Source organism: Curtobacterium sp. PhB190 (genome assembly GCF_004365385.1).
Classification (GTDB): Bacteria; Actinomycetota; Actinomycetes; order Actinomycetales; family Microbacteriaceae; genus Curtobacterium.
Window position 1 is genome coordinate 63,173 of sequence record NZ_SODN01000013.1, and the last position, 11,848, is coordinate 75,020.

Consider the following 11,848-nt stretch of genomic DNA (forward strand, 5'->3'; position numbering starts at 1 on the left):
TCCGCGGCAGACTGTCGCTTTCGCGGGAATCCCGTCCCGGCGGGCGGCGCGCCGCGACCAGCGGGCGGCGCGCCGCGACCAGCGCGTCAGTGCGCGACGGCGCTGATCATCCCGAGGCCGACGCTGATGCGGTCGGCGGCCTCGATGAGGTCCTCGGCGAGGGAGTCCAGGTCACGGTCGCGCAGCTGCGTCAGGCGCCCCGAGATCGACAGCGCCGCCGCGATCCGCCCCGAGGCGTTGCGGATCGGTGCCGCGATGCAGAACCGGCCGAGCGCGAGCTCCTGGTTCTCCTCGCACCAACCGCGCTTCGCCGAGGCGGCGAGATCGGCCGTCAGGGCGTCGTGCGTCGTGATCGTGTGGTCGGTGTACCGGGCCAGGTCGTCCCCGAGCAGCGAGCGTCGCTCGTCCGGCGACAGGTCGAGCATCAGCGCCTTGCCGAGTGCGGACGCGTGCATCGGCTGCCGCATCCCGATCATCGTGTGCGACTTCGGCGCGAGCGACCCCTCGAAGTGGCAGAGGTAGATGCACGACGCGGCGTCCTGCACGCCGACGTTGGCGGTCAGGCCGACGCGGTGCGCGAGTTCCTGCGCCGCCGAGCGGCTCTCGCGGTGCACCGGGTTGTGGTTGAGCCCCTGGCTGGCGAGCTCGAGCACGGCCCGACCGACCGAGTAGGCCTGGGTCTCCGGGTCGCGTCGGACGTACTCGAGCGACTCGAGCGTCGCCAGGAGCCGCCCGGTGGTCGAGGTCCCCAGCCCGATCGCCCGCGCGATGTCGGAGGCGCGCACCGCGCCGTCGGACGCGCCGAGCGCACCGAGGACCGCTGCGGCTCGCTCGATGCTCTGGTTCGGAGGGGTGGTCGCCATCCCCTCATTCTGGCCCGTCCCGGCGCGCGTCAGGAGACCTTCACGGCGCTCGCGGTGACGAACGGGGATCCGTTCGTTGCGGTCACGACGACCCGCAGGGCGGCCGCGCGCACCGGATCGACGTCGTGGATGCGGTGGCGGTGTCGGTTCGCGTCGACCGCGGCGAGCGTCCGCCAGGTCCCGTCGACGCACGCCTCGATCCGGTAGTCGCGGGCGAGTGTGGGCACGGCGTCCCAGGGGGTGCGGTGGTGGTGCAGGTTGATGAGGTCGGCGTCGACGTCGTCGTTCCAGACGATGCGCACCTGGCGGACGTCGACGGGCTCCGCCCACTCGAGCGAGAGCACGGCTGCGCCGGCACCCGCGTCGGACGACCACATGTGCGGTCCGCCGAACGGGCGCTGGTGGCCGTCGCTGACCCGGGAGGCCCGCCACGCGTCCGTCTCGCCGGCTGCGGTGAACGCGAACGCGTGTCCGCGCAGGGCGCGCGCCTCCCAGTCCGTCACGGGCTGTCCGGACTCCTCGGGGATGTGGTCGTCGAACTGCTCGTCGTCGGCAGCGCGGGCGCGCAGGGCCATCACGCCGTAGGGGTGGCCGTCGGTCAGGACCAGTCGGACGCCGGGCTGCTGACGGACCACGACGACCGCGTTGCAGGGTGCGTCCGGGTGGAAGTCCAGGTCGACCACTGCTTCGCCCGGTCCGGCGGCGACGTGTGCGGAGTGCGTGCTGACGTGGTCGATCGGGGCGTAGTTCTGGGGCTTGCCGGTGGTCCAGAGCTCGATGGTGAGCTCGGTGTCGTCGTCCGCCTCGGTGCGGAGCCGGAACTCGCCGAGCGCGGGGTCGGCGGGCAGGAGGATCGCGACGTCGCGGTCCAGGTCGAAGCGGTCGGCGGTCGCGAACGGCGTCGTGTCGATCGTGGTCAGCTCGCTGCTCGCGGTGATGCGGGCGGTGCGGGCCAGGTCGGCGGGGTCGTCGGCGCGGACCCCGATGACCGGTGCGTCCTCGCGCAGCAGGGTCTGCTGCAGCAGGGCGATCTGCTCGGTGCCGAGGGACCGTGGCGTCGTGCCGTGCCGGGCGACCAGGTGCGCGGCGGTGCCGGCTGCCTGCCCCTGGGCCGCGCAGGTGGCCATCACCCGGGTGGACCCGAACGCGACGTGCGACGCGGAGATGTCGCGGCCGGCGAACAGCAGGTTCGACACGTTCGCCGAGTACAGCGACCGGAACGGGATGTCGTAGGTGCCGTCGGTGTACCGCTGCTGGGCGCCGGCGGTCTCGGCGTAGACGCCCTCGACGGGGTGCAGGTCGATCGACCAACCGCCGAACGCCACCGTGTCGGGGAACGAACGCTGCTCGAGCAGGTCCTGCTGCGTCAGGGTGTGGTCGCCGACGAACCGGCGGTACTCGCGCTTGCCGGGGATCGCGCCCACCCAGTCGAGCGTCAGGGTGTCCGCGTCGAACGCCCCCGAGTTCTTGATGTGGTCCCAGATGCCGTAGACGACGCCCCAGAGCTCGTCGCGGATGCGTTCGTTCTCGGCGACGGTGTCGAGTTCGCCGCCCCACTCGATCCACCAGTAGTTGCAGCCGTTGTCGCCGGTCCGGATCGCCCGGTTCGCCAGGATCGGCGTCGTGCCGAGGTCCTTCGCGATCGACGGCGGCACGAACTTCTCGGGGCGGCCGGTGTCGTGCGTCGAGAAGAAGATCGAACTGCCGAGCAGTTCGTCGTCGGCCGTTTCCGGCGCCCACTCCTCTCCGTGCTCGTCGCGGCCCTCTCGCCCGATGCGGTACTCGGCGCCGGCGAGGGCCCCGACGAGGCCGTCGCCCGTGCAGTCGAGGAACACCGGTGCCGTGAACGTCGTCTCGATCTCGGACCCCATGGTCCAGCCCGTGACGGCGGTGATGCGCGGTGCGCCGCCGGCGTCGTCCGTCGTCTGCACGGTCCGGACGTCGGTGTTGAGGTGGAGGTGCACGTTCGGCTCGGCCCGGACCAGGTCGAGCACCACCTGGTCCCAGTAGACCGCGTTGCCCTGCGGGTTCCGGTACTGGTTCTCGAGGAAGAGCTCGCCCACGATCCCGGTCTCGCGGGCGAACCGCTGCGTGCCGTGCGCCGTCGCGCCGACCACCCACACCCGGATCTCGCTCGAGGCGTTGCCGCCGAGGACCGGCCGGTTGGTGACGAGGGCGACGCTCGAGCCGAGGCGGGCGGCGGCGACGGCCGCGCTGACACCGGCGAGACCGCCGCCGACGACCACGACGTCGTGGTGCTGTTCACGGGATTGCATGGTCGGAACGGTATCACTCGGTGGCGTGTCTTTCCCACTGTGTGGCAATGTGTGCCCGGCGAGTGCTATCGTCAACGAATTCTCGACAACGAAGTGTGAGGCCCCACCCATGAGCGACGGAACCCGGACGCAACCCAGCGTCGATGCCGCCACCGCCCCCGACGTCCAGGTGGCCCTGGGCGACGACGCACGCCGCCAGGGCATGCGGAAGGTGATCGTCGCCGCGGGCGTCGGACACTTCGTCGAGTGGTTCGACTTCGGCCTCTACGGCACGTTGGCGACCGTCATCTCGCTGTACTTCTTCAAGCAGGGCGACCCGCAGGTCGCACTGCTGTCGGCCTTCGCCGTGTTCGGTGCCGGCTTCGTGATGCGTCCGCTCGGCGGGCTGTTCTGGGGGTCGCTCGGTGACCGGGTCGGCCGGAAGACCACACTGGCCACGGTCATCCTGATCACGAGCGGCGCGACCGCCGTGATGGGGATCCTGCCGACGTACCAGAGCGTCGGGATGCTCGCGCCGATCCTGCTCGTCGTGGTGCGGCTGGTGCAGGGCTTCGCCGCCGGTGGCGAGGGTGCCGGGGCGACGACGCTCCTGGCCGAGTACGCCCCGTCGAACCGGCGCGGCTTCGTGACGAGCTTCATCGACGTCTTCGGCTTCGCGGCGTTCATCGTCGGTGGTGGCCTGGTCTTCCTGTTCACGGCGATCGCCGGGGACGGAGCCCTCGAGTCGTGGGGGTGGCGTGTCCTGTTCCTCGTCGCGGTGCCGCTCGGCCTGGTCGGGTTGTACCTGCGCACGAAGCTCGAGGACACCCCGGAGTTCCGCGCGCTCAAGGCGAAGGGGGAACTCGCGAAGAACCCCCTCCGCCGCTCGCTCCGGACCGGGTGGAAGGCCCTGCTCTTCTGCGTCGGGTTCGTCGTCCTCAAGGCCGTCGGCCACTGGATCCTGCAGACCTTCATGCCCTCGTACCTGCAGGCGGACCTCGGGTACTCGCCGCTCGTCTCGTACGGGGTCGTCGTCATCGGCTTCCTGGTGATCGCCGGCCTCGTCCCGTTCTTCGGCCTGCTGTCGGACAAGATCGGCCGGAAGCCCGTGATGCTCGCCGGGTGCGCGGGGTTCCTGGTGCTGACCTACCCGACGCTCATGCTCATGGACGCCGGCAACTTCTGGGCCGCCGCAGCCGCGATGGTGCTGCTGGGGCTGTTCATGGCCGCGTTCGACGGGGCGGTGAGCGCCGCGATGGCCGAACTGTTCCCGACCGCCATCCGCTACGGGTCGATGGGCATCGCCTACAACATCAGCGTGGCGCTCTTCGGTGGCATCACCCCGTACTTCGCCACGTGGTTGATCAGCGCGACGGGCAACACGTTCGCGCCGGCCTTCTACGTGATGGCCGCCGCCGCGATCACCGGTGTGACGGTGCTCCGTGCGCGCGAGACGAACAAGCAGGGACTCGTCGCCGAGTGAGTCGAGCGCGGGCCGGTCGCAGGGGCTGTGGAGTGACCTTCCAGGCGGATTCCATGTCCCCTGCGCGCGCTCCGGTTATGGTTTCCCGGTGAGCAACGAACCCGAGCAGACGACGGAGCCCGCGCGCCGCGGTGCCGTGACGCCGCGCCACGGGCGCCAGAAGCGACGAGCGGGTGTGGTGTTCCCGGCGATCGCGGGTGTGCTCACCATGGCCGTCCTGCTGAGCGGTGGCTACGCGGCGTACGCGTACAACCAGCTGTCCGGCGGGGTCACGATCGTCAACGCGATCACCGGCAAGAAGGACACGAAGGACGACGTCGACGGCAAGGCGCAGAACATCCTGCTCGTCGGTGACGACCACCGGCCGGAGAACGCCACCCCCGAGCAGATGGCGGAACTCAGCACGACGTCGGACGGTGGTGCGACGAACACCGACACGATGATCGTCCTGCACATCAACGCCGACGGCACGCAGGCGACGATGATCTCGTTCCCCCGTGACTCGTACGTCGACATCCCGGACGTGGGCAAGGGCAAGCTCAACAGTGCCTTCTACTACGGCACGCTCAACGGTGGCGGCGACACCGGTGGTGCGAAGATGCTCATCAAGACCATCGAGAACCTGAGTGGTCTGCAGATCGACCACTACGTCCGCGTCTCGCTGCTCGGCTTCTACCAGGTGGTCAAGGAGCTCGGCCCGGTCGAGGTCTGCCTCAACCAGGCTGCCCAGGACAAGGACTCCGGCGTCGACCTGCCCGCGGGGAAGTCGACGCTCAACGCCAAGGAGGCGCTGTCCTTCGTCCGACAGCGCAAGGGCCTGCCGAACGGCGACCTCGACCGCAACGTCCGCCAGCAGTACTTCCTGTCGCAAGAGGCCCGGAAGGTCACGTCCGCCGGCACGCTGCTGAACCCGGTCAAGATGGGCAACATCCTGAAGGCCGTCGGGGGATCGATCCAGACCGACACCAACCTGATCGACCTCGCCTCGCAGATGCGGAACCTGCGCCCCGCGAACATCCAGTCGGCCACGATCCCGACCCTCGGCACGCCGACCATCTACGTGAACGGTTCGGCGCTGTCCATCGTCGAGGTCGACACCGTCGGCCTGCCCGCCTTCGTGCAGGGCCTGGTCGGCGAACCGGAGGCCTACGCCAAGGCCGGTCGCGCCCAGCCGGCGAACACCTCGGTCACGGTGATGAACGGCAGCGGCGTCGAGGGTGCCGCGACCGCAGCAGGGCAGGTCCTGACGAGCCGCGGGTTCCAGGTCGCACCGGCTGGTTCCTCGGCCACCACGAAGGTCACCCAGGTGCAGTACCCGGCCGGCCAGGAGTCGCAGGCGAAGGCGATCGCGGCGGCCGTGCCCGGTGCCGTCGCCGTCCGCACCAGCGCGGTCACCGGGGTCACGCTCGTGCTCGGCACCGACGGCAAGACCGCGAAGGCCGCCAGCGAGCCGAGCGCGACCGCGTCGAAGCCCGCGAGCACCGGTTCCGGGTCGAAGCCGAGCAAGCAGGCGTCCAAGGAACCCGCGCCGAAGTCCACCGACGTGCACAACTACGGCACCGAGGGCACCTGCATCAACTGAGGCCGTGGCCGGACCGGGTCGCTAGGTTCGAGGGGTGAGCAGCGCAACGCGTCCGATCGTCCTGATGACCTACAACATCAAGAACCCGGATCCGGAGCACGACTGGCCGGCCCGGCTCCCCGTGCTCCTCGACGTCATCCGCCGGCACGACCCCGACCTGGTGTGCGTGCAGGAAGCCTTCGCGCACCAGCTCGACGACCTGCGCGCCGGGCTGCCGGACCACGCCGACGTCGGACAGGGGCGTGAGGGCGGCACCGCGGGGGAACACCCGGCGGTCTTCTACCGACGCGACCGGTTCCGACCGACCGACGAGGGGTCGTTCTGGCTGTCGGACACCCCGGACGAACCGGTCTCGAACACGTGGGGCAGCCTGTTCCCCCGCATCGCGAACCACGCCGTGTTCCTGGACACCGACGGGCCGGCGGTCACGGTGCTCACCACGCACCTGGACCACGAACTCGGCGAGCACGGCGACGAGGTGCGCGGGAAGAGCGCGGCGCTCATCGTCGAACGGCTCGCGCGGGAGACCGGTCCGGTCATCGTCGCCGGGGACTACAACGAGCCGGCCGGCGCCGGAACCGCGTCACGGGTCTTCGCCGACGCCGGGTTCGACGACACCTGGCTGCTCGCGGGCGACCCGGGGGACCGGACGGCGACGTTCAACGACTGGCAGCCGCCGGTGGACACCGGGGAGCGCATCGACTGGGTGCTGACCCGCGGGGTCGCCGGCGTCGAAAGGGTCGTCATCGACCACGACGGGCCGGAGGCGTGGTTCGCGAGCGATCACTTCCCGGTGATCGCGACGATCCGCGTGTGAGTCAGCAGCTCCGCTGGGCGTGCACGGGCATCGGGGAGCCGAGCACCGTGACCGTGGTGTCGTCCGTCAGGGCCGAGACGCCGTTCGTGCCGGAGGAGTCCTGGTCGTCGGAGGAGCCCCAGCCTGCGCGCAGCAGCAACTGCCACGCGCGGAAGTCGTCCGAGCCGAAGGACACCCGTTCGGAGCGTGGGGCGTCCGCGATCTCGTCGGCGATGTCGTCGCCGACCTGGACGCCGCCGGGGCCGGTCAGCTCGATCCGTGCACCGAGCCGGCTGCGGACCTGGTCGCGCAGCACACGGACCTCGACGGCGTTGCCCGCCGGCGCATCGGTGGTCAGGGCCGCGACCCGGATGGCGCCGCCCCACGTGTAGGTGGTGCCGGCCGGGAAGCACGCGCCGCCGTCGCCCTCGGCGGTCTGCGTGCGCGACGGGGTGCCGAGCAGGCGGTCGAGCAGGCTCACGGTCAACCGGGAGTCGCGCATCGACGACTCGACGACGGTCTTCCCGCCGTTGCGGAGCACCAGGGACTCGGCGTCGAGCTCGATGGAGTCGACCCGCCGGAGCTTCGCGTTGGACACGTGCACCGGCGCGGCGTCGTGCGACGTCTCCGCCGCCACGGCGGAGTCCGCACCGAGCCCGGTGGTGCCGTCGAGCGCCAGCGCACCGGCCGAGAAGGCGAGCACGGCAGCGCCGAGCGCCAGCAGGGTCCGAGGGGTCACCGTTCGACGGTACGACCCTGATCCGTCCAGGACGACAGGTGTTACCGAATCGGGTCCTGGCCGTCACCGGACCGTGACAAACGAGGAAGACGCAGTTGCGGCCCTGGAGCGGTGCGGCCGGCGGACGCTGGCCGCACCGCGCGCCGGGGGACAGCCTCCTGGACGGCCCGTGGTGCGGCCCTGCGTACCGTCGGCGGCATGACGGACCAGCAGAACGACCAGGCAGGGCTCGACCAATACGCCATGCAGGACCCGACGAAGATGTACGCCGACAAGAAGCCCGACGAGCAGTACCTCGCGGGCGCCGGCACCGACGCCGAGATGGCGGAGAACGTCCCCGCCGACCACGGCGAGGACACCTACCGCGGCTCCGGACGGCTGACGGGCCGCAAGGCCCTCGTCACCGGCGGCGACTCCGGCATCGGCGCAGCGGTCGCCATCGCCTACGCACGCGAGGGCGCCGACGTCGCGATCTCGTACCTGCCCGAGGAGCAGGAGGACGCCGACCGCATCGTCGCGCTCATCGAGGCAGCCGGCCGCAAGGCCGTCGCGCTGCCCGGCGACATCACCTCGCTCGCGGTCTGCGAGCAGATCGTCGCCGACACCGTCGCGCAGCTCGGCGGGATCGACATCCTGGTGAACAACGCGGGCAAGCAGCAGAACGTCTCCTCGATCGAGGACATCTCGGACGAGGAGTTCGACGAGACCTTCAAGACGAACGCCTACGCGACCTTCCGGATCACGAAGGCCGCCGTGCCGCACCTGCAGCCGGGCTCGACGATCATCAACACGACGTCGATCCAGGCCTACGCGCCGTCGCCGCACCTGGTGCACTACGCGGCCACGAAGGCCACCGTGAACAACCTGGCGAAGGGCCTGGCTGCGCAGCTCGCGCCGAAGGGCATCCGCGTCAACGCCGTCGCACCGGGGCCGATCTGGACGCCGCTGCAGCCGGCCGGCGGGCAGCCGCCCGAGGCGCTGCCGTCCGCGGGCGAGCAGACCTACCTGGGCCGCTGGGGGCAGCCGGCCGAGCTCGCGCCGGCCTACGTGTTCCTGGCGAGCGGTGAGTCGTCCTACGTCGTGGGCGAGACGCTCCACGTCGACGGTGGGATGCCGACGCCGTAGCGCGTCGCTGCGGACGGGCCGACGGGCCGACGGGCTGACGGGAGGCGCGGTGCCGGTGGGTACCGCGCCTCCCGTCGTCCGGGTGGTCCCGTCTGCGGGCCGTGGCGACGTCAGCAGGTGACCGCGCGCGCCATCCGCTCGAGGAGTTCCCGCGCCGACAGTGCTGCCGCGAGCTCGACCTCGACCGGGTTGATGCCGATCGCGTGCTCGAACGCGCGGCGGCGGGCCTGGTCGGCGATCGGCACCTCGGGGCGCTGGGGCAGCACGGCGATCGCCTGAGCCGCCGCCCCGAACGCGCCCGCGGGCCGCCCGAGCTGTTCCCACATCGCGCGGACGTCGTGCGCGACCTGCTCCGGGTCGCCGCCGAACTCGAAGCCGGCCGAGGCCATCGTCGCGAGTCCCTGTGCGGTGGGGTCGTTCGGGGTCATGCCCGGCATCGTCACACGGATCCGTGCGAACGCGCTGGGCGTGGTGTCGGTGTCCGTGTCCCCCCATGTGCTGACACCCGTACCGGGGATTCTGTTGTCCCCCGTTCTGCGTTTGGATGGACGTGCCCCGGACTCGGGGAGACCTCGGACAGGACGTCCGTGGAACGACGGAGGGCACGATGCTCGAGAACACCAGCGCCGACACGCAGGCCGCAGCGGCCGCGGCGGCCACCCTGCACCTCCGGATCACGATCGTGGGGGCCACCGTCGACCTGCTCCGTGACGTCCCCTTCCACGAAGCACGCGCCGTGCACGTGGCCGAGCGGATGGGCATCTCCGTCGAGGAGCTCCAGCAGCACTTCCCGTCCTGGGACGGCTTGGTGCTCGCAGCCGTCGACCGCTGGAACGGCGGTCGGATGGACGAGGTCACCCGCGAGGTCGGCGACGGTTCGACCGTCGAGCTGCTGCGCGCGATCGTCGCGTCGAACGCCGAGGACCCCGCGCTCATGCGTCTGCTCGTCGCCCTGCTGTCCGTCGCGGGCAACCCCGAGCACCCGATGGCGACCTACCTGCGGTCGCGCTACCAGCTCTTCTACGCCCAGGTGAAGCGCGGCCTCGAACACGACATCGCCGTCGGCCGCGCCCCGCACACCATGGAACCCCGGCGGGGAGCCGAACAGCTCATCGCGCTGTACGAAGGCCTGCAGCTCCAGGCCCTGCTCCGCACGGACCTCGACCTGGTGCCGGCGTTCGACCGTGCGGTGGCCCGACTCGAGCGCGGCTGGATGGAGCGCTACGAGCCGCAGGCAGCCCGCCGGCACGCGACGTGGAGCGACGGCGACGACGGCAGCTGGGACATCTGAGCCCGGACCGGCAGCGCCCGTCCGGAGCGCCGCACCGTCAGCGTCCGTCCGGAGCCGACCGTGACCCGCGCGGCACCGAGCCGTCGCCGGGGTCGTACCCGGTGTCGCGGATGACCCGGAGCGCGGTGGTGTCGTTGTGGACCGAGTGCACGACGACCCGACGGGTCCGCCGGAGCGCACGGCGCGCACCAGGTGTCGCGAACAGGCCGCCGAGCACGAGCCCGGCGCCGATCCCGAGCGCCACGGAGACCGCGGCCACGAAGTCGAGGGCCGCACTCGACGAGCCCGACATGAAGTTGAGCAGTGCGTTCGACACGGCGACACCGGGCAGCAGCGCTCCGCAGAACGCCGGCACCGCGATCGCCGCGACCGCGGTCCGCATCCGCGCCGCTGCGTAGGTGGACAGCACGCCGAGCAGGACCGCGGCCAGGAACGTCGCGCCGAGCAGCGGCAGGCCGAGCTGCCGCAGCCCCCACAGCGAGGCCCCCGCCGCCACCGAGAACACCACGGCGACGGGGATCACCCGCGCACTGGCCTGCTGCACGAAGCAGTTCGCCCCGGCCGACACCACCGTGAGCGAGAGTGACGCCCACAACGGCAGCGCCTGGGTGACGATGCCCGACGGGTCGACCTCGAGGTGCAGCCACTTCGTCATCGCGATCCCCGCGGGCACCCCCACGACGATGGCGGCGATGACCAAGCCGATGTAGAACGCCCGGGCGACCGCCATCGCACGGAAGCCGGAGATCGCGTCCTGGGCCCACGTCACGAGTGAGACGTGCGGCAGGAGCAGCACCACCAGGGCCGCCACCATCGTGGCGGCACCCGCCGGGTGCAGGACGCCGACACCGATGGCCAGGGTGCCGATCACCGACGCGACCGCTCCCTGCGCCCCGGACACGAAGAACTGCGGGTAGCCACGACCGGTCAGCCAGCGCCCGGACAGGATGATCCCGAACATCAGCACGAAGGCGCCGATGCCCGCTCGCCATCCGCCACCGGCCTGCATCGCGATCGAGGTCCCCAGGATCGAGAGCCCGACGTCGGCGAGCCACGTGGGCCAGCGCGGCGGCATCCGCAGCACCGCCACGAGGGCGCTCACGCCCGAGGTCATGTCCCGTTGGTCGTGGATCAGGTCGTCCACGATCTGGTTCGCGCGCGCGAGTCGGTCGAGGTCGGAGCCGTCGGAACTCACTGTCCGGACCTTCACGAGCGGCGGGATGTCGGCCGGCGCGTACTGGATCGTCACCGAGCTGCCGGAGAAGTCGAGGTCGAGCGGGGCCAGGTTCCACTTCGTCGACACCGCGACGACGGCGGTCTCGACGCTGCGGGTGTCGGCGCCGGAGGCGAGCATCACCTCGGCCAGGTCGAGGCAGAAGTCGACGATCTGGGCGGCGGTGTACTGGTCGCGCCCCTTGGCGTCGGGTTCGACGTGCTCGTAGATCGTGCCGCGCAGTCGGGCACGTGCGTCGCGCAGGTCGTGCTGCGCCAGGCTGCGGCGTCGGGGGCGGGGTGGCCGGTGTGGGCGCCCCGGCTTGGGCTCGCCGGGGAAGTGCTGCTCGGCCATCCGACCATGGTGCCAGTCGCGATCTGGACGCGACCAGAGCGGACGGGAGGCCCGGTGCCAGTGGACTGGTCCCCGGTTCTTGGACTGATTAGTCGGTTCGAGATCCGGGGATGGTTCGTGTGGGTGGTACCGCGTCGTCGTTGACGA

10 protein-coding genes are annotated in these 11,848 nt (G+C 71.2%); 5 read left to right on the forward strand and 5 right to left on the reverse strand.

Annotated features, from left to right (window positions below; genetic code table 11):
* Positions 1-86: 86 nt before the first annotated feature.
* Both EDF47_RS17900 and EDF47_RS17905 read right to left on the reverse strand, forming a co-directional pair.
* Positions 87-863 (reverse strand): IclR family transcriptional regulator, encoded by a 777-nt coding sequence (locus EDF47_RS17900; protein WP_133938959.1) that lies wholly within the window; start codon positions 861-863, stop codon positions 87-89.
* 29 nt (positions 864-892) lie between these two features.
* The gene (locus EDF47_RS17905) at positions 893-3,139 is read right to left on the reverse strand and encodes an FAD-dependent oxidoreductase (protein ID WP_133938961.1); all 2,247 of its coding nucleotides are present in this window, start codon (positions 3,137-3,139) and stop codon (positions 893-895) included.
* Between the two features lie 109 nt (positions 3,140-3,248).
* On the opposite strand from EDF47_RS17905, the gene EDF47_RS17910 reads away from it, so the two are divergent.
* From EDF47_RS17910 to EDF47_RS17920, 3 genes are all read left to right on the forward strand, one after another.
* A complete protein-coding gene (locus tag EDF47_RS17910) occupies positions 3,249-4,601 on the forward strand; it encodes an MFS transporter (protein WP_123294851.1) in 1,353 nt (450 codons plus the stop codon).
* 88 nt (positions 4,602-4,689) lie between these two features.
* A complete protein-coding gene (locus EDF47_RS17915) occupies positions 4,690-6,183 on the forward strand; it encodes an LCP family protein (protein WP_132099371.1) in 1,494 nt (497 codons plus the stop codon).
* A gap of 34 nt (positions 6,184-6,217) precedes the next feature.
* A complete protein-coding gene (locus tag EDF47_RS17920; protein ID WP_132099372.1) occupies positions 6,218-7,000 on the forward strand; it encodes an endonuclease/exonuclease/phosphatase family protein in 783 nt (260 codons plus the stop codon).
* A gap of 1 nt (position 7,001) precedes the next feature.
* On the opposite strand, the gene EDF47_RS17925 is transcribed toward EDF47_RS17920, so the two are convergent.
* Complete coding sequence (locus EDF47_RS17925) at positions 7,002-7,718, reverse strand: hypothetical protein (protein ID WP_133938963.1); 717 nt, start codon at positions 7,716-7,718, stop codon at positions 7,002-7,004.
* A gap of 198 nt (positions 7,719-7,916) precedes the next feature.
* Between EDF47_RS17925 and EDF47_RS17930 the strand changes: the two genes are divergently transcribed.
* Positions 7,917-8,843, forward strand: coding sequence for an SDR family oxidoreductase (locus EDF47_RS17930; protein ID WP_131881094.1), 927 nt, complete (start codon positions 7,917-7,919; stop codon positions 8,841-8,843).
* Positions 8,844-8,953: 110 nt separating this feature from the next.
* Here EDF47_RS17930 and EDF47_RS17935 read toward each other — a convergent pair whose 3' ends face one another.
* Positions 8,954-9,271: a hypothetical protein gene (locus tag EDF47_RS17935; RefSeq protein ID WP_123937293.1), complete on the reverse strand. Its 318-nt coding sequence runs from the start codon at positions 9,269-9,271 to the stop codon at positions 8,954-8,956.
* 179 nt (positions 9,272-9,450) lie between these two features.
* Here EDF47_RS17935 and EDF47_RS17940 point away from each other — a divergent pair, with 179 nt between their 5' ends.
* The gene (locus tag EDF47_RS17940; protein WP_131881101.1) at positions 9,451-10,134 is read left to right on the forward strand and encodes a TetR/AcrR family transcriptional regulator; all 684 of its coding nucleotides are present in this window, start codon (positions 9,451-9,453) and stop codon (positions 10,132-10,134) included.
* Positions 10,135-10,171: 37 nt separating this feature from the next.
* Here the strand turns inward: EDF47_RS17940 and EDF47_RS17945 are convergent, their stop codons facing one another.
* Positions 10,172-11,701, reverse strand: a complete 1,530-nt coding sequence (locus EDF47_RS17945) for a threonine/serine exporter family protein (RefSeq protein WP_123937295.1) — start codon at positions 11,699-11,701, stop codon at positions 10,172-10,174.
* Between the last annotated feature and the right edge of the window lie 147 nt (positions 11,702-11,848).

What these genes read in the sequence shown, in the direction of transcription:
- EDF47_RS17900 (WP_133938959.1), bottom strand. Translation starts at nt 863, where the DNA reads ATGGCGACCACCCCTCCGAACCAGAGCATCGAGCGAGCCGCAGCGGTC.
- EDF47_RS17905 (WP_133938961.1), bottom strand. Translation starts at nt 3,139, where the DNA reads ATGCAATCCCGTGAACAGCACCACGACGTCGTGGTCGTCGGCGGCGGT.
- EDF47_RS17910 (WP_123294851.1), top strand. Translation starts at nt 3,249, where the DNA reads ATGAGCGACGGAACCCGGACGCAACCCAGCGTCGATGCCGCCACCGCC.
- EDF47_RS17930 (WP_131881094.1), top strand. Translation starts at nt 7,917, where the DNA reads ATGACGGACCAGCAGAACGACCAGGCAGGGCTCGACCAATACGCCATG.
- EDF47_RS17935 (WP_123937293.1), bottom strand. Translation starts at nt 9,271, where the DNA reads ATGACCCCGAACGACCCCACCGCACAGGGACTCGCGACGATGGCCTCG.
- EDF47_RS17940 (WP_131881101.1), top strand. Translation starts at nt 9,451, where the DNA reads ATGCTCGAGAACACCAGCGCCGACACGCAGGCCGCAGCGGCCGCGGCG.
- EDF47_RS17945 (WP_123937295.1), bottom strand. Translation starts at nt 11,701, where the DNA reads ATGGCCGAGCAGCACTTCCCCGGCGAGCCCAAGCCGGGGCGCCCACAC.